The following is a 21718-nucleotide window of genomic DNA, read 5'->3' as shown; positions in this document are numbered from 1 at the left end:
GCAAAGGGGCCGCGCGTGGCAAAGAACCGGACCAACCCGGAAGATTTTGCCCGCCCGATCAGGCGCATCCTGATCGGCGCGCTGGTGGTGCTTTTGCTGGCGTTGTTCCTGCTGTGGCGCATCGACAGCCCGCGCGTGGAACGCTTCCGCACCGCCTTGGTGGATCGCACGGTGCCCAGTTTCGACTGGGTGATGCTGCCGGTGACCAAGGCGGTGCAAATGGTGCAGGGCTTCCAGTCCTACACCAAGCTTTACGAGCAAAATCAGGAACTTCGGCAGGAACTGAAGCAGATGCGCGGCTGGAAAGAAGCGGCGCTGCGGCTGGAACAGCAGAATGCGAAGCTTCTGGACCTCAATCAGGTGCGGCTGGACCCGAAGCTGACGCATATCACCGGCGTGGTGCTGGCCGACAGCGGCAGCCCGTTCCGGCAATCCGTGCTGATCAACGTGGGCGAGCGGGACGGCGTGCGCGACGGCTGGGCCGCGATGGATGGCATCGGGCTGGTCGGGCGCATATCGGGCGTGGGCAGGCGCAGCGCGCGGGTGATCCTGCTGACCGATTCCAGTTCGCGCATTCCGGTGGTGGTGGAGCCGTCGGGACAGAAGGCGCTTCTGTCGGGCGACAACTCCTCTGCCCCGCCGCTCGAATTTGTGGAAAAGGCCGATCTGGTGCGCCCCGGCGACCGGGTGGTGACCTCGGGCGATGGCGGGGTTTTCCCGGCGGGTCTGCTGGTCGGGTCGGTCGCGCAGGGGCCGGACCGGCGGCTGCGCGCCCTGCTGGCCGCCGATTACGAGCGGCTGGATTTCCTGCGCGTGCTGCGCAGCCACGACCTTGAGGCGATCACCGATCCCGGTGGTCTGGTGGCCGAGCCGGTGACGCCCGGCGAGATCGGCCACCCGCCCCCTGCCGAGGGGGAGGACAGCAATGGCTGATCCGCTGCGCCGCGACGTGCTGATGCATCGCGGGATCTTCGTGGCGGTGGCGCTGTTCCTGATCTTCCTGCGCCTGCTGCCCCTCGGGTCCGAGGCGGGCCGCCTGCCCGGCCCCGATCTTCTGCTGTGCCTGATCCTCGCCTGGGTGCAGCGCCGCCCCGATTACATGCCCGCCCTGCTGATCGTGGCGGTCGTGCTGACCGAGGACATGCTGCTGCTGCGGCCGCCGGGGCTGTGGACCGCCCTGGTGCTGGTCGGGTCGGAAATCCTGCGGTCCCGCATCGCACTGACCCGTGAATTGAGTTTTGCGACGGAATGGATTTTCATCGGCCTGCTGATGTTCGGCATGTTTCTGGGCTATCATCTGGTCTTTGCGGTAACCCTGCTGCCGCAGGCGGGCTTTGGTTATGCCATGACGCAGGCGGTGGCGACGGTGCTTGCCTATCCCGTGGTCGTCTGGCTGTCGCATGTCACACTGCGGGTTCATAAGCCGGGGATGGGCGAGGTCGATTCGATGGGACGGCGGCTATGAAACGGACGCAACGCGATACCGAAGATTCCGTGCGGGGCGTGCGTCGGCGCGCCTTCCTGATGGGCGGCGCCATGACCGCCTTCGTCGCCGTTCTGGGCGCGCGGATGCGGTATCTACAGGTCGACCAGGCCGAGGAATTTCGCCTGCTGGCCGAGGAGAACCGGGTCAACATCCGGCTGATCCCGCCCGCGCGCGGTCAGATCTTCGACCGCAACGGCCGCCTGATCGCCGGAAACGAACAGAATTACCGCGTCGTCATCACCCGCGAAGATGCAGGCGATGTGGAAATGGTGCTGAAGCGGCTTGCCTCCATCGTGGCCCTGCCGCCCGCCGACATCGAAAAGACCCTGAAGGAGGTGGAGCGCCGGTCTCCCTTCGTGCCGATCATCGTGGCTGACCGGCTGAGCTGGGAAGATTTCTCGAAAATCGCCATCAACTCGCCCTCGCTGCCCGGCGTCACGCCCGAAGTCGGCCTCAGCCGTGTCTATCCGCTGGATCAGGATTTCGCGCATGTGGTGGGTTATGTCGGCCCGGTGTCCGAGCGGGATCTGGAGCGGATCGAGAACCCGGACCCCGTGCTTCAGCTGCCGAAATTCCAGATCGGCAAGGTCGGGGTGGAACGCTGGACCGAGGCGGAGTTGCGCGGGCGGGCCGGGCAGAAACGGATCGAGGTGAATTCCGTCGGCCGGGTGATGCGCGAACTGGAGCGGCTGGAGGGCGACCCCGGCGATGACCTGCGTCTGACCATTGATGCCGAGGCGCAGAATTTTGCGCAGGCACGGCTGGGCGATGAAAGCGCCGCCATGGTGGCCATCGACGTGCAGACCGGCGATCTTCTGGCCTGTGTCTCGGCGCCGTCCTTCGACCCAAACCTTTTCGTACGCGGGATCAGCCAGAAGGATTATTCGGTCCTGCTGGAAAACGACCATCGCCCGCTGGCCGACAAGACCGTGCAGGGCGCCTATCCGCCCGGATCGACCTTCAAGATGGTCACCGCGCTGGCGGCGCTGGAAGCGGGTGTGATCACACCCCAGACGGGTGTCTACTGCCCCGGCCATTACGAGGTCGGCAGCCGCCGGTTCCACTGCTGGAAACGCTCGGGCCACGGCACCGTTTCACTGCATTCTGCCCTTGCTGAAAGCTGTGACGTCTACTTCTATGACATCGCGCAGAAGGTCGGCATCGACAAGATCGCCGAGATGGGCCGCAAGCTGGGTCTTGGCATACGACACGATCTGCCCATGTCCGCCATCACCGAAGGGGTGATGCCCGACAAGGCCTGGAAGCAGGAACGCTACAAGCAGGACTGGCGCATCGGTGACACGATCAACGCCTCTATCGGTCAGGGCTATGTGCTGACCTCGCCGCTGCAACTTGCGGTGATGACGGCGCGCATCGCCAGCGGCCGGGCCATCCAGCCACGGCTGGTGCGGATGATCGGCACGCAGGAAGTGCCCCTGCCCGAAGCGCCGCCACTCGATCTGAGCAGCCAGCACCTCGCTTCAGTCCGGCGCGGGATGTATGAGGTGATGAACGGCGCCCATGGCACGGCCAAGGGCTCCCGCATTGCGGATGAAACCCTGCTGATGGCGGGCAAGACCGGCACGGCGCAGGTGCGCAACATCTCGACGCAGGAACGTGCCTCGGGCGTGGTGCGCAACGATCAGCTGCCATGGAACCGGCGCGACCATGCGCTGTTCGTCTGCTACGCCCCCTTCGAAAACCCGCGTGTCGCGGTTTCGGTGGTGGTTGAACATGGCGGTGGCGGGTCGGCTGTGGCCGCGCCCATTGCCCGCGATCTGCTGCTTTTCTGCCTGACCGGCGGCATCCCGCCGCTGAGCGCCTATCCCGCCACGCAGCGCGGCACGATCGAATCGCGCTTCAAGGACATGAAGCTGCGCGATTTCGGCGCCGACAGCACCACGCGGTCGCGGGCCTGAGGCGGAGAGACCGGCATGAGCTTTCTGGAATACCGCATCAAGACCGCCCCGACCGGGCTGCGCAAGGTGCTGCATCTGAACTGGCCCGTCATCCTGATGATGACCGCCGTGGCGGCAGTCGGGTTCCTGATGCTCTATTCCGTCTCTGGCGGAAGAATGGAACTGTGGGCCGAGCCGCAGATGAAGCGCTTCGGTCTGGGCATGGCGCTGATGTTCTTCGTCGCCTTCATCCCGGTCTGGTTCTGGCGCAACATGTCGGCGCTGGCCTATCTGGTCTCTGTCGGGCTGCTGCTCGTGGTGGAATTCTTCGGCCATGTGGGCATGGGCGCGCAGCGCTGGATCAACCTCGGACCACTGGTGTTGCAGCCGTCCGAGATGATGAAATTCACCCTCGTGATGGCGCTGGCCGCCTATTACGACTGGCTCGATCCCAAGAAGGTCTCGCGTCCGCTGTGGGTGCTGCTGCCCGTGCTGCTGATCGTGATGCCGACGATCCTGGTGCTGATGCAGCCGAACCTCGGCACCTCGGTCATGCTGCTGGCAGTCGGCGCGGCGGTGATGTTCTGTGCGGGCGTCAGCTGGTGGTATTTCGGCGCGGTTGCGGGGCTGGTGGGCGGCGCGATCTACGGCGTCTTTGCCCTGCGCGGAACCCCATGGCAGTTCCTGCATGATTACCAGTATGCAAGGATCGACACCTTCCTCGACCCGACCGCCGATCCGCTGGGCGCGGGCTATAACATCATTCAGGCCAAGATTGCTCTCGGCTCCGGCGGCTGGGCCGGCAAGGGCTTCATGCAGGGCACGCAATCGCGGCTGAACTTCCTGCCTGAAAAGCATACCGACTTCATCTTTACCACGCTGGCCGAAGAGTTCGGCTTTGTCGGCGCCTTTTCGCTGCTGCTGCTTTACGCTGGTATCATCGGCTTCTGCATCGTCTCGGCCCTGCAAAACCGCGACCGTTTCTCGCAGCTTCTGATCCTTGGCTGCGCGGCGAACCTGTTCTTCTACATCGCGGTGAACCTGTCGATGGTGATGGGCATGGCGCCGGTGGTGGGGGTGCCGCTGCCCTTGCTGTCCTACGGCGGGTCGGCCATGCTGGTGCTGCTGGTGGGCTTCGGGCTGGTGCAAAGCGCCCATGTCCACCGCCCGCGCTGACGGCGGATCAAGGCGAGGAAGGAAAGCGGATGACTGTGACGGTGCTGTTTGCGGCGGGTGAGGCGCTCTGGCCGGAATATGCCCCGCATTTGCGGGTGGCTTTCGCCGGGGCCGGGCTGGATGCGGCACTGGTGACTGAGGCCACGCCCGGAGAGGTCGACTATATCGTCTACGCCCCCGGCAGCGCCTTGCAGGATTTCACCCCCTACACCCGCTGCCGCGCGGTGCTGAATCTCTGGGCCGGGGTCGAACGGATCGTCGGCAACCGGACACTGACGCAGCCCCTGTGCCGCATGGTCGATCCGGGTCTGACCGAGGGCATGGTGGAATATGTCACCGGCCATGTGCTGCGGCACCATCTGGGGATGGACCGCTACATTAAGGGCGCCCCGGGCTGGCAACAGATCGTGCCGCCGCTGGCGCGGGAACGTGTCGTGGCAATGCTGGGCCTGGGCGAGCTGGGCCTCGCCTGTGCCCGCGCGCTGAAAGCCCTGAACTTCGCTGTGGAGGGCTGGAGCCGCTCGGCCAAGACCGGGCTCGACATTCCCGCGCATCACGGCGAGGCGGGGCTGGAGGCGCTGCTCCGCAAGGCCGAAATCGTGGTGACGCTGCTGCCCCGCACGGCTGAGACCGAAAACCTGCTGAATGCCCGGCGTCTGGCCTGGCTGCCGCAAGGGGCGGTGATCGTGAACCCCGGTCGCGGCGCGCTGATCGACGATGACGCGCTGCTGGCCGCGCTGGATAGCGGCGCGCTGGGGCATGCAACACTGGATGTCTTCCGCATCGAGCCGCTGCCCGAGGATCACCCGTTCCGCCGCCACCCCGGCGTTACCGTCACGCCGCATATCGCCGCCGATACCCGCGCCTCTTCCGCCGCGCGGGTGGTCGCGGAAAATATCCGGCGCGGTGAAGCGGGCGAGCCCCTGCTGCATCAGGTGGATCTTACCCGCGGCTATTGAAGATCGCCCTTCAAGCGGCCATATTGGCCGCGCGCGTCATGCGCATGATGGAGAGTTTATGTCAGAGACTGTGCGCAAGGGCTGACCCCTTGGCCTGACAAGGGGAAGCTGATCCGCCGGGCCAAGCCTCGCGCGGATGGTTTGCCTTATCTGACGGACAATCCCATGAATATCTCCAGACCCGAACAACGGGTTCTGCATGTGCTGGCCAAGGGTGGCCGGATCGAACACGACCGCGCCACAGGCAGCAAGATCGACAGCGTGCTCTGCGTGACCCGCGAGGGCATGATCCTTGCCGATTGCACCTTGCAGGTATTCCAGAGCCTGCGCCGCAAGCGGCTGATCGGCTCGGAAAACGGCGCGCCCTACCGGATCACCCGGCTGGGGCGGATCTCGGTCCGCGCGCAGCCTGACAACCAGTAGCGACGCAGGGAACGGGGCGGTAAAAATCTTGCTGAAGATTTTTGCCGCTCACCTCGGGCGGCGGAAGAAGCGGGAACGGTCGTAAAGCCCTTCCAGCCGCTTCAGCCGTGCCTCCGTTGCGTCCCAGCGCAGGGTCTGCACCGAGGCGAGCAGGGTTTCGACCAGAACTGTAATGGACACCATGCTGTCCCATGCGCTTGGCGCCTCGATGTGGGCTGCAAGCGTGTGGCGGGCATGGGCGGCGGCGGGGCTGACCCAGCGGTCGGTGATCAGCACGACCTCGGCCCCCTGCTCGACCGCCAGTTCCACAAGTTGCAGCACGGTGTTCTCATAGCGGCGAATGTCGAAGACCAGCAGCACATCACCGCGCTTCATGTCCAGCAGCGCGGGCGGCCAGGTATTCGACAGGCCGGAAAGCAGCGTCACATCGGGGCGCACCACCTTCATCAGCGTGACAAAGTAATCGGCAAGCGCATGGGTGATCCGCCCACCCATGGCAAAGATCGCGCGGTCGCCATCGGCCAGCAGGCTGGCCGCCGCATCAAATTCCGCATGGTCAATCTGGCCCAGCGTGGCTTGCAGATTGCCGACCACCGTATCAGCGAAACGGTTGAGGATATGGGTATCCGGCACACCGCCCGCCCAGCGATCATGCTTGGCGATAGGCGACATCAGCATGGCCTCCACCTCGCCGCGCAGCGCGGACTGATAGTCGGGATACCCCTTGTAGCCCAGCTTCTGGCAGAGCCGCACCACCGTAGGCGTGGAGACCTCTGCCGCCTTGGCCAGCGCGGTGATCGAGCCCAGCGCGGCCACAGGGTAGTTCTTCAGCACATGGGTGGCCAGTTGCCGTTCCGCGCGGGTCAGATCGGGCAGCGCCGCGCGCATCCGGTCCTCAATGGTGATCTGTTCGTCCATCGCGGCCCTCCGGCTGCCGGTTCGGGATCATTCTGCACCCGTTTGGAAAAATTTGTAACAGAAATTACGCAGAAGAAAAATTCTTGACAGAACCGGGTCGGCGGTGAACCCTGAAGGCAACAACAGGGATGACTCGCAGCAATGACTGCACAGCCAGACATGCAGACCGGGGCCGTGGCTCCGGCGTTTTTCGCCCCGGTGATCACCGGGCAGACCGAGGCGGGCAGCGACCTGATCCTCGTCTGTGAACATGCCGCAAATGCCTTTCCGGCGCCCTGGGGCGATCTGGGTCTGACGGCAGAACAGCAGCAGGCGCATATCGCCTGGGACCCTGGCGCGCTGGGGCTGATGCAGGCACTGGCGGCGCGGCTTGGCGCAACAAGCGTTGCCGCCACCGTCAGCCGCCTGATCTATGATTGCAACCGCGCGCCTGACATGCCGGGCGCAATGCCCACGAAATCCGAGGTGCACGAGGTTCCGGGCAATGCGGTGATCACGCCGACCCAGCGCGCGGCGCGGGCGGCGGCGATCTATGTGCCGTTTCACGACGCGCTGCACGGGCTGATTGCCGAACGGATCGCGCTGGGGCGCCGCCCCGTCCTTGTCACCATCCATAGCTTCACCCCGGTTTACTTCGGACAGAAGCGCGCGGTGGAATTCGGTGTGATCCATGATGCCGACGACCGGCTGGCCCGCGCCATCCTCGCCGGGGCCGAGGCGACATCGGGTCTGGCCTGCGGGCTGAACGCGCCCTATTCGGCGGCCGATGACGTGACCCATACGCTGCGCCTGCATGCCACGCCCTATGGCCTGGCGAATGCCATGCTGGAAATCCGCAACGACCTGATCGCCTCGCCCGAGGCGGAACAGGCGATGGCCGACCGGCTGGCGCCGGTGATCGCCGCCGCCCTGACCGACCTGAAGAAGGAGGGCTGAGCCTTGCCGCGCTGGATCGTCGCTTTCGTGCACGGGGTCGAGAAGCTGAACCACGGCATCGGCCGCTTCGCCATGTATCTGCTGTTCGCGCTGATGGCTGTTCTGGCATGGTCGGCCATTTCCAAGGCCGCGTTCACACCCTCGATGTGGACGCTGGAAATGGCTCAGTTCATCATGGTCGCCTATTACATCCTGGGTGGCCCCTATTCGATGCAGATGGGCAGCCATGTGCGGATGGATCTTGCCTATTCGCGCTGGAACGACCGCACCCGCGCCGCCTTTGATGCCTTCACCGTGCTGGCGCTGATGTTCTATCTGGCCGTCATGGTCTGGGGGGCCTGGGAAAGCCTGGCCTATTCGCTGACCCTGAAATGGCCTGAAGGCGCGCTTCTGCCGCAGATCGGCCGGCTGGAGCGGTCGCCGACCGCCTGGCGCCCCTATCTCTGGCCAATCAAGATCACCATGTTTCTGGGCTTCATCCTGATGTTCCTGCAATCGCTCGTTTATCTCATCCGCGACATTGCCACCCTGCGCGGGGAGGAGATCTGATGCCGCAGGAGATGATTGCCCTTCTGATGTTCTCGACCATGCTGCTCCTGATGATGACCGGGCAGCGGGTCTTCGGCATCATCGGCTTCGTCGCCGTGGTAGCCTCGCTGGCGCTTTGGGGCACCGGCGGGCAGCAAATGGGCTTTTCGGCCGCCATGAAGCTGATGAAATGGTATCCGATGCTGACGCTGCCGATGTTCGTCTTCATGGGCTATGTCATGAGCGAAACGCGGCTCGCAGAAGACCTGTACCGGATGTTCCACGTCTGGTTCGGGCCGGTGCCCGGCGGGCTTGCCATCGGGACGATCCTGCTGATGGTGCTGATTTCCGCGATGAACGGGCTTTCGGTGGCGGGCATGGCCATCGGCTCGACCATTGCCCTGCCCGAACTGTTGCGGCGCGGCTATGACAAGCGCATGGTGACCGGCGTCATTCAGGCCGGATCGAGCCTTGGCATCCTGATCCCGCCCTCGGTCGTGCTGGTGCTTTACGCGATGATCGCCCGCGCGCCGGTCAGCCAGCTCTGGCTTGCCGGGATCGTGCCGGGGCTGCTGATGGCGGCGCTGTTCATCCTTTACATCGCACTGCGCTGCCGCCTGTCGCCGCGCCTTGGCCCGGCCCTCGATGCCGAGGAACGCGCGGCCATCACCAGCGCCGAGAAGATGCGCCTCCTCGGGGCCGGCCTGCTGCCGCTGTTCATCTTCGCCGCCATGATGGTGCCTTTCGTGAAGGGCTATACCTCGCTGGTGGAAAGCTCGGTCATCGGGGTCGCCACGACCACGCTGGCCGCCGTGATCAAGCGCCGCTTCACCCGTCAGGTGTTCGAGGTCGCCACCCGCAACACGCTGGGCATTTCCTGCATGTTCATGTGGATCATCCTCGCGGCCCTGTCCTTCGGCGCGGTGTTTGACGGGCTGGGGGCGGTGAAGGCCATTGAGGGCCTGTTCGTCGACCGCCTGCACATGGGCCCGTGGACCATCCTGATCCTGATGCAGCTTTCGTTCCTGCTGATGGGGATGTTCCTTGACGATACCGCCATGCTGGTGATCGTGGCGCCGCTTTATGTGCCGCTGGTGGCGCAGCTGGATCTGGGCCTGCCGCCCGATCAGGTGCTGATCTGGTATGGCGTGCTTTACACCATCACCTGTCAGATCGCCTATCTGACGCCCCCCTTCGGCTACAACCTGTTCCTGATGCGGGCCTTCGCCCCGCGCGAGATTACCATGCTGGACATCTACCGTTCGGTGACGCCCTTCGTGGTGATGATGGCCATTGCGCTGGCGCTGGTGATGATCTTTCCGCAGATCGCGCTGTGGCTGCCACAGACGATCTACGGCCAATAACAACCCGGCGAGGGGCGGCCGCACCGCCCCCGCATCCTGACAATCCCAACGGAGGTTCACCATGACGACGAGACGGAAGTTCCTGACCACCGGCGCGCTTGGCGGCGCGGCGGCCCTTGCCGCCCCCTCGGTGGGGCGCGCGCAGGCGCCGATCAAATGGCGCATGCAGACCTATGCCGGTGCTGCCCTGGGCGAGCATGTGGTGAAACCGGCGGTCGACGCGTTCAACGAAATCGCGCAAGGCCAGATGGAGATCGAGCTTTACTATTCAGACCAGCTTGTCCCCACGGCAGAGCTGTTTCAGGCCATGCAGTCGGGCACCATCGACTGTGTGCAGTCGGATGACGACTCCATGGCCTCGCCCACCGAAGTCACCGTGTTCGGTGGCTATTTCCCGATGGCGCTGCGTTACAGCCTCGACGTACCGGCGCTGTTCAACAAATACGGTCTGAAGCAGATCTGGGAAGAGGAATATGCCGCCGTCGGGGTAAAGCATATTTCTGCCGGGTCGTGGGACCCCTGCAACTTCTCGACCAAGAAACCGATCAACAGCCTTGAGGATCTCAAGGGCCTGCGCATCTTCACCTTCCCGACCGCCGGGCGCTTTCTTGCGCAATTCGGCGTCGTCCCGGTGACTCTGCCGTGGGAAGACGTGGAAGTTGCGCTGCAAACCGGCGAGCTGGACGGTCTGGCCTGGTCGGGCATCACCGAAGTTTACACGGTGGGCTGGGCCAATGTGACCGACTACTTCCTGACCAACAATATCTCGGGCGCGTGGATCGGGCATTTCTTCGCCAATATGGACCGCTGGAATGCCGTGCCGCCGCATCTGCAAAAGCTGCTGGAAACCTGTTTCGAGCAGTCGCACTACTATCGCCAGCACTGGTATTGGGCGGGCGAGGCCGATCTGCGGATCAATGGGGGCAAGCTGAAGCTGACCACCATCCCCGATACGGAATGGCAGACCGTTCAGGATGCCGCCGTGAAGTTCTGGGACGAGGTCGCGACCGAAAGCGAAACCAAGGCCAAGGTCGTCGAGATCATCAAGAAATACAACGAGACCATGGTGCAGGCAGGCCCGCCCTATCGCTACTGACACCAGGCCGGGGGCGCCATTGCGCGCCCCCGGCCCGCACTATATATGATCAAATTCCGGTCCCTTGTGACCCGGTGGAGGAGAGAGATGGCCTTGGCCCTGCTGCGCCACTGTTGCTGGCCCAGAAAGCCCGAGTTCGGCGGTGGTGCCTTCCGCACCCGCCTGAACCCCCTCCCCCTTTTCTGAGATACGAGGCCAGACATGCCCGCCAACCTCACCTTCGACGCCCTGAAAGCCGCCGTCGCGGCCGGAGAAATCGACACCGTTGCCACCTGCATCGTGGATATGCAGGGGCGCCTGATGGGCAAGCGTTTCGTCGCGCAACATTTCATCGACGGCGCCCATGACGAGACACATTGCTGCAACTATCTGCTCGCCACGGACATGGAGATGTATACCGTGCCGGGCTATCGCAGCACCTCCTGGGCGGCGGGCTATGGCGATTATGTGATGAAGCCCGATCTGGCCACGCTGCGCCGCCTGCCCTGGGCGCCGGGCACGGCCATGGTGATGTGCGACGTGCTGGACCACCACACCCACAAGCCGGTGCCGCATTCGCCCCGCGCCATCCTGAAACGTCAGGTGGAGCGCGCCAGGGCCATGGGCTTTGACGCCATGATGGCGACCGAACTGGAGTTCTTCCTTTTCGACGAAAGCTTTGCCGATCTGCACGACCGCGGCTTTCCGCTTCCCACACCGAAGGCCCGCCACAATGTCGATTACTCGATCTGGGGCACCTCGGCAGACGAACCGATCATGCGCGACATCCGCAACGGGCTGTGGAATGCGGGCATCCCGATCGAATGTTCCAAGGGCGAGGCCGATGCCGGGCAAGAGGAGGTCAACGCGAAATATTCCGACGCGCTCGATACCTCGGACATGCACGCCATCATCAAACTGGGGGTGAAGCAGATCGCGCTTCAGCATGGCGCCAGCGTCACCTTCATGGCCAAATATGACCACCGCAAGGCGGGTTCAAGCAGCCATGTCCACCAGTCGCTGTGGCAAGACGGCAAGCCCGCCTTCCGCGACGAGGCCGATGCGCATGGCATGAGCGCGCTGATGAAGCAGTATATGGCCGGGCAACTGGCCCATGCGGCGGAGCTGACCTATTTCCTCGCCCCCTATGTCAACAGCTACAAACGCTTTGTCGTCGGCATGTTCGCCCCGACCAAGGCGGTCTGGAGCCGCGACAACCGCACCGCCGGATTCCGCGTCTGCGGCGAGAATACAAAGGCCGTGCGGGTGGAATGTCGCATCGGCGGCGCCGATCTGAACCCCTATCTTGCCTGTGCCGCCCTGCTGGCGGCGGGCCTTGCGGGGATCGAGGGCAAGATGGAACTGGAACCCGAAATGACGGGCGACATGTATGCCGCCGACAATGTGCGCGAGATCCCGAACACGCTGGGCGCGGCTGCGGCGGCGCTGCGTGGGTCGGCCATGCTGCGCGCGGCCTTTGGCGACGAGGTGGTCGACCACTATGTCCACGCCGCCGAATGGGAATTGCACGAACAGAACCGCGTGGTGACCGACTGGGAACGCCAGCGCGGCTTTGACCGGGCGTAAGAGACAACCGGCGCCTGCGGGCGCGCTTGAAGGACGACGAGGATGAAACCGATTCAACTGATCTCGCCCGTGGACGGCTCGGTCTGGCTGGAACGCCAGCCACTGTCGCGGGACGATGCCTTTGCCGCCACCGCGCGGGCGAAGGCCGCGCAAAAGGCCTGGGCCGCGCGCCCGCTGGAGGATCGCATCGCGCTGGTCAAGGCCGGTGTCGACAAGCTGATGGAAAAGAAAGACGTTCTGGTCGAGGAACTGGCCTGGCAAATGGGCCGCCCGACCCGGTTCGGTGGCGAATGGGGCGGCGTGATCGACCGCACCAACTACATGGCCGAGATTGCGGCCAAGACCCTTGCGCCCGTGGTGGTCGAGGACAGTGAGCGCTTCACCCGCTACCTCGCGCGCGAGGCAGTGGGCGTGGTCTTCATCATCGCGCCGTGGAACTACCCCTACCTCACCACCATCAACACGCTGGCCCCGGCGCTGATCGCCGGCAACAGTGTGGTGCTGAAACATGCCAGCCAGACCCTGAAGGTCGGCGAGCGTCTGGCCGAGGCCTTCCATGCCGCAGGCGTACCGGAAGATGTGTTCCAGAATGTCGTGCTGGACCACGCCACCACCGAGGCGCTGATCGGCGCGCGGGCGTTCAACTTCATCAACTTCACCGGCTCGGTCGGTGGGGGTGCTGCCATCGAGAAGGCAGCGGCGGGCACCTTTACCGCGACGGGGCTGGAACTGGGCGGCAAAGACCCCGGCTATGTCCGCGCCGACGCCGATCTGGATGCGGCAGTGGACAGCCTGATGGACGGCGCAATGTATAACGCCGGGCAATGCTGCTGCGGGATCGAGCGCATCTATGTCCACGAAAGCCTTTACGATGCCTTCGTGGAAAAGGCGGTGAAATGGGTCGACGGGCTGAAGCTTGGCAATCCGTTCGATGCCGCCAGCACGCTCGGGCCGATGGCGAACAAGCGCTTCGCCGCCACGGTGCGCGCGCAGGTGGCCGAGGCCATCGCAGCAGGGGCCAAGCCCCTGATCGACCCGGCCGCCTTCCCCGCCGATGACGGCGGCGCCTATCTCGCGCCGCAGATCCTCGTGAACGTCGATCATTCCATGCGGGTAATGATGGAGGAAAGCTTCGGCCCGGTTGTCGGCATCATGCCGGTGAAGGACGATGCCGAGGCCATCAAATTGATGAACGATTCCCCTTATGGCCTGACCGCCTCGATCTGGACCGCAGATGCGGAAGCCGCCGCCGAGATCGGCGCGCAGATCGAAACCGGCACCATCTTCATGAACCGCTGCGATTTCCTTGATCCGGCCCTGTGCTGGACCGGCTGCAAGGATACCGGGCGCGGTGGCTCGCTGTCTTTCCTTGGCTTCTATTCGGTCACGCGGCCGAAATCCTACCATCTGAAAAAGGTGACGAAATGACCCATAACGTTCCGAACCGGAACTGGTCTTACCCGACGGCCATGAAATTCGGCGTGGGCCGGATTTCAGAACTGGCCGATCATTGCAAGGCAGCGGGCATCACCCGGCCCCTGCTGGTGACCGACCGCGCGCTGGCCAGCCTGCCGATCACCGCCGAGGCGCTTGGCATTCTCAAGGCCGCCGGTCTGGGCGAGGCGCTGTTTTCGGACGTGGACCCGAACCCGAACGAAATCAACATGGCCGCCGGGATCAAGACCTATCTCGCAGGCAACCATGACGGCGTGATCTGCTTTGGCGGCGGCTCGGCGCTGGATCTGGGCAAGATGATCGCCCTGATGGCGCATCAGGACGCGGGTCTGAGCGTCTGGGATCTGGAAGACATCGACGACTGGTATACCCGCGCCGATGCCGACAAGATCGCCCCGATCATCGCGGTGCCCACCACCGCCGGCACCGGGTCCGAGGTCGGGCGCGCGGGCGTGCTGACCAATTCGCAGACCCACAAGAAGAAGATCATCTTCCATCCGAAGCTGATGCCGGCGGTCACGATCTGCGACCCGGCGCTGACCGTGGGGATGCCGAAGTTCATCACCGCAGGCACAGGCATGGATGCGCTGGCGCATTGCCTTGAGGCCTATTGCAGCCCGTTCTACCACCCGATGTCGCAGGGCATCGCGCTGGAAGGCATGCGGCTGGTGTTCGAAAACCTTGTGGAAGTCTATAAAAATCCCGGCAACCTGGACGCCCGTGCCCATATGATGAGCGCGGCCGCCATGGGCGCGGTGGCCTTCCAGAAAGGGCTTGGCGCCATCCACTCGCTGTCGCATCCGGTGGGCGCGGTCTACAACACCCATCACGGCACCACGAATGCTGTCGTCATGCCGATGGTGCTGGATTTCAACCGGGCTGCCATCGAGGACCGGATCGGGAAAGCCGCCGCCTATCTGGGCATCGCGGGCGGGTTCGATGGCTTCCGCGCCGCCGTGATGGACCTGCGCACCAAGCTCAACATCCCGGCCAACCTGACCGCGATGGGCGTCGAGGCCGCGCGACTGGACGAGCTGACCGAAATGGCGCTGGAAGACCCGTCCTGCGGCGGCAATCCGATTGAGATGACGCGCGAGAATACCCGTGCGCTTTACGCCGCCTGCATGTAAGGGAAGCGCCGGGTGACGCCTACGTCACCCGGCCATTCCGGGGCGAAGATGACCGAACATCACACGACCGACATCGCCGTCCTGGGTGCGGGCTCCATCGGCATGGCCGTGGCGCTGCAACTGGTGCAGGAGGGGCGCGAGGTCGTCATCGTCGATCCCGGTGCGCCGGGAATGGGCGCGTCTTACGGCAATGCGGGCACCATCGCCGATTACGCCGTGCAGCCAGTCGGCACGCCCGATGTGCTGAAAAACCTCCCCGCCCTGCTGTTTGACCGCAATTCGCCACTGGCGATCCGCCATGCCGCACTGCCGGCTCTGGCACCGTGGCTTTTGCGTTTTGCCCGGCAGAGCCTGCCCGGCGCAGCCGCGCGCAATGCGCAGGCAATTGCGGCGCTGGTGGGGTCCGCCAATGCGCGCTGGCGCGATTTCGCGGCCGAGATCGGCGGCAGCGCGCTGTTGCAGCATCGTGGTTGCCTTTACCTTTACGAAACTGCCGCCGCTTTCCGCGCTGCCGGGCGCGACATGACCGCCCGCCGCACGCTGGGGATCGAGGTGGAACTGCTGCGCCCCGAGGCGTTCAGCGCCATGGAGCCGGGTCTGCCGGTGGTAGAGGGGGGCGCGGCCTATTTCCCGCAGGCCACCTTCCTGTCGGACCCCGGCGAAATGATGCGGCGGCTGGCGGCACGGCTGACCGCGCTGGGAGTGCCGCATCTGCACCACCGGGCCGAAAACCTTTCACGGCAGTTCGACGGGATTCTGGTGCAGGGACCGGGCCTGCGGCTGCATGCGCGACAGGTGGTCATCGCCGCCGGAGCCCATAGCCGCGCACTGGCCGCGCAGGCCGGCGACCGGGTGCCGCTGGATACTGAACGTGGCTATCATGTGGAATGGGACATGGAGCGCCCGCGCCTGACCCGCCCCAGCTGCCCCACCACGCGGGGCTTCTACCTGTGTCCGATGTCGGGGCGGTTGCGGGTGGCGGGCACGGTGGAACTGGGAGGGCTGACCGCACCACCTTCGCCCCATCGCATCGCCCGGCTGGTGGAGGGCGCTCGCGCGATTTTCCCCGATCTGGGCACGCCCAGCCGGGACTGGATGGGTTTCCGCCCTTCGATGCCGGACAGCCTGCCGGTGATTTCGCCCTCGCGCGCAGGCAATGACGTGATCCATGCCTATGGTCATGGCCATATCGGCTTGACTTTGGCCCCGATCACGGCGCGGATCGTGGCGGATATTGCAGCGGGGCGGCAGACGGATCTGGACATGGCGCCCTATGCGGTGACGCGGTTCTGAGACGGAGGCCCCGGGGCGCTGCCCCGGACCCCGGAGTATTTGTGACAAGAAGCAGGGGCAAGGCATGGCGGGCAAGATTTTCATCACCGGATCGGCCGGATTCATCGGCTATCACCTGAGTCAGAGGTTGCTCGACGCGGGCTGGCAGGTGTTGGGCCTCGACGGGATGAGCGATTATTATGATGTGGCGCTGAAAGAGCGCCGCCACGCGATGTTGCGGCAGAATAAGGGCTTTCGGGCGGTCGAAGGGCTGCTGGAGGCTCCTGGGCTGGTGCGCGGCCTGGTTGAGGAGTTCCGCCCCGATGTGATCGTGCATCTCGCGGCGCAGGCCGGGGTGCGTTATTCCATCGAGGCACCGCGATCCTATGTTGATGCCAATCTCATCGGAACTTTCGAGGTTCTGGAGGCCGCGCGGGCTTTCCCGCCGCAGCATCTGCTGCTGGCCTCGACCTCTTCGGTTTTCGGCGCGAATACCGAGATGCCCTATGCCGAAACGCATAAGGCCGACCATCAGATGAGCTTCTATGCCGCGACCAAGAAGGCGACCGAGGCAATGGCGCACAGCTATGCCCATCTTTACGGGCTGCCGACCACGATGTTCCGCTTCTTCACGGTTTACGGGCCCTGGGGGCGGCCCGATATGGCGCTGTTCAAGTTTGTGAAGGCGATCCTCGCGGGCGAGGCCATTGACGTTTATAACCATGGCGATATGCGGCGCGATTTCACCTATATCGACGATCTGGTGATCGGGATCGAGCGGCTGATCGCGGCAGTGCCGGGAACTGAGGCCGCGGGCGCGTTCGACAGCCTGTCGCCGGTGGCTCCGTGGCGCGTAGTGAATATCGGCAACGGCGCGCCGGTACAGTTGATGGAGTTCGTGGCAGCCATCGAGGCCGCGACGGGAGCCGAAGCGCGGAAGAACCTGATGCCGATGCAGCCCGGCGACGTCCCTGCAACCTGGGCCGATGCGACGCTGATCGAGGCGCTGACCGGGCCCTTGCCACGGACCGACATCCGCGAGGGGGTGCGGCGCTTCGTCGACTGGTATCGCGATTACTACCGCATCTGAGCGGTAACCAGCTGCAGCAGGTGATCGCGTGCGGCAGTCAGATGCGCTGCAAGCAAGGCCGCGGCGCTGGCGGCCTGCCCGGCCTGCCATGCGTTGAATATCTGGTGATGGTCGTCCAGCCAGCGCGAGGTATTTTCTGCAAGTACTTGATATTGTGCCAGATGAAGCGCTGCGGTGTCACGCAGTTCGTGGACCAGCGCGATCTGGCGCGGGCGTTCCGCGGGCGCATAAAGCGACATGTGGAAGGCGCGATCCCCCGCCTCCCACCCCGGGCGCCCGGCTTCAAGGTCTGACCGGGCCAGCACATGCGCAGCCTCATCGCGCTGCGCCTCTGTGGTGCGGCGCGCCGCGCGGTGGATCAGATCACATTCCAGCAGGATGCGCAGATCATAAACCTCGGCCAGTTCCTGCGGCCCGAGGCGGATCACCCGCGCCCCCTTGCCCGGCACCACAGTCACCAGACGCTCCGCCGCCAGCGCCTGCAAGGCATCGCGCACCGGAATGCGGCTGACGCCAAAGCGGGCGGCCAGTTCGGTCTGCATCAGCAGGCTGCCGGGTGGGATCGTTCCGGCGAGAATATCGCGGCGCAGGGTTTCGATCAGGGTCATGGCTGTTCTTTCGTTGTGTATACATGTATACACGATTCGACCAGGGAGGGAAGCGACCATGACGCATGACTACACCAGCCATATCCGCTGGACCGGCAATCGCGGTGCCGGGACGGCCACCTATCGCGGCTATGACCGGACCTGGGATATCGCGGTGCCAGGCAAGCCGGTGGTGCATTGTTCCAACGATCCGCTTCTGGGCGGTGACCGGCGCAAAATGAACCCGGAGGATCTGCTTCTGTCCGCACTGAGCGCGTGCCATATGCTGTGGTATCTGCATTATGCGGCAGAAGCCGGGGTTATTGTGACCGGCTACGAGGATGATCCGGTCGGCCAGGGCGAGGTCGGGCCGGGCGGCGCCGGCCGGTTTATCGCCGCAACGCTGCGCCCCCGCATCCGCGTTGCGGCGGGCACCGATCTGGCCCGCGCCGAAGCCCTGCATCATCGTATCCCGGAGGTGTGTTTCATCGCGCGATCAGTGAATTTCCCGGTCCATCATGCACCGGAATTCCTGGTGGAACCCTGATCCTTCTGCGACATTTTACGTCGCAGACAAGGAAGGCCGGCGTCAGGCGAACCGTTAGTCTTGCCTGAAACGGCAGGGTGACGGCGCCATGGACGACAGCGATTTCATTATCGTAGGGGCAGGCTCGGCGGGCTGTGCGCTGGCTTACCGCTTGACAGAATCCGGCAAGTACCGTGTCACACTGATCGAAGCGGGTGGAACAGATCAGCGTTTTTATGTCCAGCTTCCATTGGGTTATGGCAAGCTCTTCTATGATCCAGCCGTGAACTGGCTTTACAAGACCGAACCTGACCCAGGTTTGGCGGGCCAGCGCGATCACTGGCCGCGGGGGCGGCTGCTGGGGGGGTCATCCTCGATCAATGCGATGGTCTGGATCCGGGGGCATCACGCCGATTACGAGGAATGGGGGGAAGCAGCACCAGGTTGGGGCTGGTCCGATGCCCTGCCCGCCTATCGCGCCATCGAGGATAACGAGGCCGGGGCGGATGTGTTTCGTGGCCGGGGCGGGCCCTTGTTCATCTCCGCCAACCGGAAGGGCCTGCACCCGCTGGTCCATAATTATCTGGAAGCCTGCGCCGAGGCGGGGCTGCCCACCACCCCCGATTTCAATGGCCTGTCACAGGAAGGTGCCGGCGTCTATCAGATGACGATCAAGGGCGCGCGGCGCAATTCGGCGGCGCGGGCCTTCCTGCGCCCGGCCATGAAGCGGCCGAACCTGCGGGTCATCTCAAAGGCGCAGGTGACACGGGTGCTGTTCGAGGACCGTCGCGCGGTAGGGGTGGAATACCGGCAGGGCAATGCGACCCGCAGCCTGCGGACGAAAGGCGAGGTCGTCCTGTCAGGTGGCGCGGTGAACTCGCCGCAGCTTCTGCAACTGTCGGGCATCGGGCCGGGCGCATTGTTGCAGGGGCTGGGCATCCCGGTCCTGCATGACAACCCGAATGTCGGCGCGCATCTGAGCGACCATCAGGGCATCAACTACACCTTCCGCATGAAGGTGCCGACCTATAATGACGAGCTGCGCCCATGGTGGGGCAAGCTGCGGGCAGGAATGCAGTATTTCCTTGGGCGCGGCGGGCCACTGGCGAAATCCATCAACCATGCGGGCGGTTTCTTTCGCACCAGCGCCGCCGAGCCGCGCCCGAACATGCAGCTTTACATGCAGGCGTTTTCCACGCTGCTGCCAAGGGACGGTGAGCGCCCGATCCTGACTCCCGATCCCTTCCCCGGCCTGTCACTGGGCCTGTCGAACTGCCGTCCGACCTCGCGCGGGCATATCCGGCTGAAATCGCCCGATCCGCTTGCCCATCCTGAAATCGTCGCCAATGCCTTCAGCACCGATCACGATGTGGCGGAGATGCTGCTGGCTGTGAAATACCTGCGGCATCTGGCGGCACAGCCCGCCATGGCGGCGGTGATCGCCGAGGAACTGCGCCCCGGGCCGGAGGTCCGCGCCGATGCGGCACTGATCGAAGATTTCCGCAAACGTTCGGGCACGGTCTATCACCCCTCCTGCACCTGTCGGATGGGCAGCGATGCGGCGACCAGCGTTCTGGACCCGCTGCTTCGGGTGCGGGGGGTCGAGGCGCTGCGGGTCATCGACGCCTCCAGCTTCCCCAATCTGATCGCAGGCAATACCAACGCGCCCGCCATCCTCATGGGCTGGCTGGGCGCGCAAAAGGTCATGTCGAGCGTTTGAAGGTTGCCCAGGTCGGGCGCGGCATTTCAAACGTGTCCTGACTGCGGATATAAGTCGCGCCGAAGCCACGGCCGACGAGGTTCAGGCCGGGCGTGTCGACATGGCCGCGCGCGGCGTCCTTTACAAAGGCATCGGCGATATGGATGGCGAGCACCCGACCCACCACAAGCGCCTGATGCGGGCCGGTCACCACGGTTGAATGGTTGACGCATTCAAAGCTGACCGGGCTTTCGGCAATGCGCGGCGGCTTCACATGGGCGGACAGCGCCGGGGTGAGGCCCGCGAGTTCAAGCTCGTCCACCCCCGGCGGCGCATCGACGGCGGTCACATTCATCTGCGGCGCCAGCGCCTCGGGCACGAGGTTCACCACAAACTCCCCGGTGTCGAGGATATTGCGCGCACTGTCCTTGAAGCCACGCTGCGCGTCGCCAAGGATACCCAGCGCCACCACCGGCGGCTCGGTCCCCATGACGTTGAAAAAGCTGTAGGGCGCGGCGTTGATCCGGCCTTCGCGGTCCAATGTCGTAACCCAGCCGATCGGCCGGGGCACCACCGTCGCCGCCATCAGCTTATAGGCAACGGCGGTGTCGATCTTGTCGAGGTCAAAGCGCATTCATTCCACCTTTGTCACGGCGCGTTTCGGGCGGGTATCCACCTCCAGCCGGAACACATCGGGACGGGCGTAATGGCCGGTGACGTCGAAGTCAAACTTGGCGCGCATCACTTCGGCGGTGTCGAGATCGGCGTAAAGGATGGTCTCGCCGTTGAAATCCGGCCCGGCCAGCACCTGCCCCAGCGGCCCGACAATGGCCGATCCGCCGCGCATCATCACCGTATCGGGGTCGTCACCCAGCGCGCTTTCATGGTCCGGCCCGAAGGCGGCTCGGGTGATGTGCTGGCAGGCGGTCAGCACAAAGCAGCGGCCTTCCATCGCGATGTGGCGCATGGTCGGCAACCAGGTGTCGCGGTCGTCGGCGGTGGGGGCGCAGTAAAGCGTGACGCCCTGGTCATACATATGCATCCGCAGGGCGGGCATATAGTTTTCCCAGCAGATCACCGCGCCGATGGTGCCGAAATCGGTCTTGAAAGCAGGCATGGTGGAGCCGTCGCCGAAGCCCCAGACCAGCCGCTCGGCGGCGGTGGGCATCAGCTTGCGATGCTTGCCGACCACGCCTTTCGCGCCGTCCAGATAGACGGCGGTGCAGTAAAGCGTGGCGCCATCGCGTTCGATCACGCCGACCACGACGAAGGCGCCGGTCTCGGCGCAGGCTTCGGCCAGCAGCGCCAGTTCCGGCCCGTCAATGTCGATGGCCGCCGCATGGTAGCGTGCGAAGGCCGCGCGCCCCTCGGGTTTGCGCATCCCGATGGGCGCGCCGAAGCTGGCACCCTTGGGGTAGCCGCCCAGATAGGCTTCGGGAAAGACGATCAGGCGAGCCCCCTGCCCCGCGGCCTCACGGACAGCGGCAGCGGCCTTTTCCGCGGCGTTCAGCGCCGACAGCGGATCGGAGGCAAGTTGTGCGACGGCGACTTTCAGGGTCATGTGGTGCTTCCCGTTAAAACGGCCAGGGGGCTGTCCGCCCCCGAGACC

Annotated in this window: 21 protein-coding genes; 17 read left to right on the top strand and 4 right to left on the bottom strand. The window is 64.7% G+C overall.

Going from position 1 to position 21718, the window contains the following annotated elements:
* The first annotated feature begins 15 nt into the window (after positions 1-15).
* The 6 genes from mreC to C8N34_RS19390 all read left to right on the top strand — a co-directional run bounded on the left by mreC (position 16) and on the right by C8N34_RS19390 (position 5942).
* Positions 16-933 carry a rod shape-determining protein MreC gene (gene mreC, locus C8N34_RS19415; protein WP_108130158.1) on the top strand — a complete coding sequence of 306 codons (918 nt, stop codon included), beginning with the start codon at positions 16-18 and terminating at the stop codon, positions 931-933.
* Positions 926-1465, top strand: a complete 540-nt coding sequence (locus tag C8N34_RS19410) for a hypothetical protein (RefSeq protein WP_054301130.1) — start codon at positions 926-928, stop codon at positions 1463-1465. Before mreC ends, C8N34_RS19410 begins: the two co-directional genes overlap by 8 nt.
* Positions 1462-3405: a penicillin-binding protein 2 gene (gene mrdA, locus C8N34_RS19405; protein ID WP_108130157.1), complete on the top strand. Its 1944-nt coding sequence runs from the start codon at positions 1462-1464 to the stop codon at positions 3403-3405. Before C8N34_RS19410 ends, mrdA begins: the two co-directional genes overlap by 4 nt.
* Before the next feature lie 15 nt (positions 3406-3420).
* Positions 3421-4560 carry a rod shape-determining protein RodA gene (gene rodA, locus C8N34_RS19400; protein ID WP_054301128.1) on the top strand — a complete coding sequence of 380 codons (1140 nt, stop codon included), beginning with the start codon at positions 3421-3423 and terminating at the stop codon, positions 4558-4560.
* A gap of 29 nt (positions 4561-4589) precedes the next feature.
* Complete coding sequence (locus C8N34_RS19395; protein WP_108130156.1) at positions 4590-5519, top strand: 2-hydroxyacid dehydrogenase; 930 nt, start codon at positions 4590-4592, stop codon at positions 5517-5519.
* A 165-nt stretch (positions 5520-5684) separates the two neighbouring features.
* A complete protein-coding gene (locus C8N34_RS19390) occupies positions 5685-5942 on the top strand; it encodes a YjhX family toxin (RefSeq protein ID WP_054301126.1) in 258 nt (85 codons plus the stop codon).
* A gap of 48 nt (positions 5943-5990) precedes the next feature.
* On the opposite strand, the gene C8N34_RS19385 is transcribed toward C8N34_RS19390, so the two are convergent.
* Positions 5991-6860: a MurR/RpiR family transcriptional regulator gene (locus C8N34_RS19385; protein WP_108130155.1), complete on the bottom strand. Its 870-nt coding sequence runs from the start codon at positions 6858-6860 to the stop codon at positions 5991-5993.
* Positions 6861-7001: 141 nt separating this feature from the next.
* On the opposite strand from C8N34_RS19385, the gene C8N34_RS19380 reads away from it, so the two are divergent.
* The 9 genes from C8N34_RS19380 to C8N34_RS19340 all read left to right on the top strand — a co-directional run bounded on the left by C8N34_RS19380 (position 7002) and on the right by C8N34_RS19340 (position 17297).
* Complete coding sequence (locus C8N34_RS19380) at positions 7002-7796, top strand: N-formylglutamate amidohydrolase (RefSeq protein ID WP_242013848.1); 795 nt, start codon at positions 7002-7004, stop codon at positions 7794-7796.
* A gap of 3 nt (positions 7797-7799) precedes the next feature.
* Positions 7800-8345 carry a TRAP transporter small permease subunit gene (locus tag C8N34_RS19375; RefSeq protein ID WP_054301123.1) on the top strand — a complete coding sequence of 182 codons (546 nt, stop codon included), beginning with the start codon at positions 7800-7802 and terminating at the stop codon, positions 8343-8345.
* Positions 8345-9688: a TRAP transporter large permease gene (locus C8N34_RS19370; protein WP_108130153.1), complete on the top strand. Its 1344-nt coding sequence runs from the start codon at positions 8345-8347 to the stop codon at positions 9686-9688. Before C8N34_RS19375 ends, C8N34_RS19370 begins: the two co-directional genes overlap by 1 nt.
* 61 nt (positions 9689-9749) lie before the next feature.
* Positions 9750-10784, top strand: coding sequence for a TRAP transporter substrate-binding protein (locus tag C8N34_RS19365; protein WP_108130152.1), 1035 nt, complete (start codon positions 9750-9752; stop codon positions 10782-10784).
* Positions 10785-10985: 201 nt separating this feature from the next.
* The gene (locus C8N34_RS19360) at positions 10986-12350 is read left to right on the top strand and encodes a glutamine synthetase family protein (protein ID WP_108130151.1); all 1365 of its coding nucleotides are present in this window, start codon (positions 10986-10988) and stop codon (positions 12348-12350) included.
* 42 nt (positions 12351-12392) lie between these two features.
* Positions 12393-13778: an aldehyde dehydrogenase family protein gene (locus C8N34_RS19355; RefSeq protein ID WP_108130150.1), complete on the top strand. Its 1386-nt coding sequence runs from the start codon at positions 12393-12395 to the stop codon at positions 13776-13778.
* A complete protein-coding gene (locus C8N34_RS19350) occupies positions 13775-14935 on the top strand; it encodes an iron-containing alcohol dehydrogenase (protein WP_108130149.1) in 1161 nt (386 codons plus the stop codon). Before C8N34_RS19355 ends, C8N34_RS19350 begins: the two co-directional genes overlap by 4 nt.
* 48 nt (positions 14936-14983) lie before the next feature.
* Positions 14984-16228 carry an NAD(P)/FAD-dependent oxidoreductase gene (locus tag C8N34_RS19345; RefSeq protein ID WP_108130148.1) on the top strand — a complete coding sequence of 415 codons (1245 nt, stop codon included), beginning with the start codon at positions 14984-14986 and terminating at the stop codon, positions 16226-16228.
* A 64-nt stretch (positions 16229-16292) separates the two neighbouring features.
* The gene (locus C8N34_RS19340) at positions 16293-17297 is read left to right on the top strand and encodes an NAD-dependent epimerase/dehydratase family protein (RefSeq protein WP_108130147.1); all 1005 of its coding nucleotides are present in this window, start codon (positions 16293-16295) and stop codon (positions 17295-17297) included.
* Here the strand turns inward: C8N34_RS19340 and C8N34_RS19335 are convergent.
* Positions 17285-17905 (bottom strand): GntR family transcriptional regulator, encoded by a 621-nt coding sequence (locus tag C8N34_RS19335; protein ID WP_158640741.1) that lies wholly within the window; start codon positions 17903-17905, stop codon positions 17285-17287. The genes C8N34_RS19340 and C8N34_RS19335 overlap by 13 nt on opposite strands.
* Before the next feature lie 58 nt (positions 17906-17963).
* Between C8N34_RS19335 and C8N34_RS19330 the strand changes: the two genes are divergently transcribed.
* Positions 17964-18431: an OsmC family protein gene (locus C8N34_RS19330; protein ID WP_108130145.1), complete on the top strand. Its 468-nt coding sequence runs from the start codon at positions 17964-17966 to the stop codon at positions 18429-18431.
* An 88-nt stretch (positions 18432-18519) separates the two neighbouring features.
* The gene (locus C8N34_RS19325; RefSeq protein WP_108130144.1) at positions 18520-20130 is read left to right on the top strand and encodes a GMC family oxidoreductase; all 1611 of its coding nucleotides are present in this window, start codon (positions 18520-18522) and stop codon (positions 20128-20130) included.
* Here C8N34_RS19325 and C8N34_RS19320 read toward each other — a convergent pair.
* Entirely contained in the window at positions 20114-20743 is a 630-nt protein-coding gene (locus tag C8N34_RS19320; RefSeq protein ID WP_054301112.1) for a flavin reductase family protein, read from the bottom strand. The two genes, C8N34_RS19325 and C8N34_RS19320, sit on opposite strands and share 17 nt — an antisense overlap.
* A complete protein-coding gene (locus C8N34_RS19315) occupies positions 20744-21670 on the bottom strand; it encodes a carbon-nitrogen hydrolase family protein (RefSeq protein WP_108130143.1) in 927 nt (308 codons plus the stop codon).
* Positions 21671-21718: the final 48 nt, after the last annotated feature.

The sequence above is a fragment of the Gemmobacter caeni genome, assembly GCF_003054195.1.
In the GTDB taxonomy this organism is placed as follows: Bacteria; Pseudomonadota; Alphaproteobacteria; order Rhodobacterales; family Rhodobacteraceae; genus Gemmobacter; species Gemmobacter caeni.
This window is presented reverse-complemented; position numbering and strand designations above follow the sequence as displayed.

Bases quoted from the DNA above. Each gene is read 5' to 3' on its own strand.
- C8N34_RS19345 (WP_108130148.1), top strand. From the start codon at position 14,984: ATGACCGAACATCACACGACCGACATCGCCGTCCTGGGTGCGGGCTCC.
- C8N34_RS19370 (WP_108130153.1), top strand. From the start codon at position 8,345: ATGCCGCAGGAGATGATTGCCCTTCTGATGTTCTCGACCATGCTGCTC.
- C8N34_RS19340 (WP_108130147.1), top strand. From the start codon at position 16,293: ATGGCGGGCAAGATTTTCATCACCGGATCGGCCGGATTCATCGGCTAT.
- C8N34_RS19355 (WP_108130150.1), top strand. From the start codon at position 12,393: ATGAAACCGATTCAACTGATCTCGCCCGTGGACGGCTCGGTCTGGCTG.
- C8N34_RS19395 (WP_108130156.1), top strand. From the start codon at position 4,590: ATGACTGTGACGGTGCTGTTTGCGGCGGGTGAGGCGCTCTGGCCGGAA.
- C8N34_RS19385 (WP_108130155.1), bottom strand. From the start codon at position 6,860: ATGGACGAACAGATCACCATTGAGGACCGGATGCGCGCGGCGCTGCCC.
- C8N34_RS19335 (WP_158640741.1), bottom strand. From the start codon at position 17,905: ATGACCCTGATCGAAACCCTGCGCCGCGATATTCTCGCCGGAACGATC.
- mrdA (WP_108130157.1), top strand. From the start codon at position 1,462: ATGAAACGGACGCAACGCGATACCGAAGATTCCGTGCGGGGCGTGCGT.
- C8N34_RS19315 (WP_108130143.1), bottom strand. From the start codon at position 21,670: ATGACCCTGAAAGTCGCCGTCGCACAACTTGCCTCCGATCCGCTGTCG.
- C8N34_RS19410 (WP_054301130.1), top strand. From the start codon at position 926: ATGGCTGATCCGCTGCGCCGCGACGTGCTGATGCATCGCGGGATCTTC.
- C8N34_RS19390 (WP_054301126.1), top strand. From the start codon at position 5,685: ATGAATATCTCCAGACCCGAACAACGGGTTCTGCATGTGCTGGCCAAG.
- rodA (WP_054301128.1), top strand. From the start codon at position 3,421: ATGAGCTTTCTGGAATACCGCATCAAGACCGCCCCGACCGGGCTGCGC.
- C8N34_RS19325 (WP_108130144.1), top strand. From the start codon at position 18,520: ATGGACGACAGCGATTTCATTATCGTAGGGGCAGGCTCGGCGGGCTGT.
- C8N34_RS19320 (WP_054301112.1), bottom strand. From the start codon at position 20,743: ATGCGCTTTGACCTCGACAAGATCGACACCGCCGTTGCCTATAAGCTG.
- C8N34_RS19365 (WP_108130152.1), top strand. From the start codon at position 9,750: ATGACGACGAGACGGAAGTTCCTGACCACCGGCGCGCTTGGCGGCGCG.
- C8N34_RS19350 (WP_108130149.1), top strand. From the start codon at position 13,775: ATGACCCATAACGTTCCGAACCGGAACTGGTCTTACCCGACGGCCATG.
- C8N34_RS19330 (WP_108130145.1), top strand. From the start codon at position 17,964: ATGACGCATGACTACACCAGCCATATCCGCTGGACCGGCAATCGCGGT.
- C8N34_RS19360 (WP_108130151.1), top strand. From the start codon at position 10,986: ATGCCCGCCAACCTCACCTTCGACGCCCTGAAAGCCGCCGTCGCGGCC.
- C8N34_RS19380 (WP_242013848.1), top strand. From the start codon at position 7,002: ATGACTGCACAGCCAGACATGCAGACCGGGGCCGTGGCTCCGGCGTTT.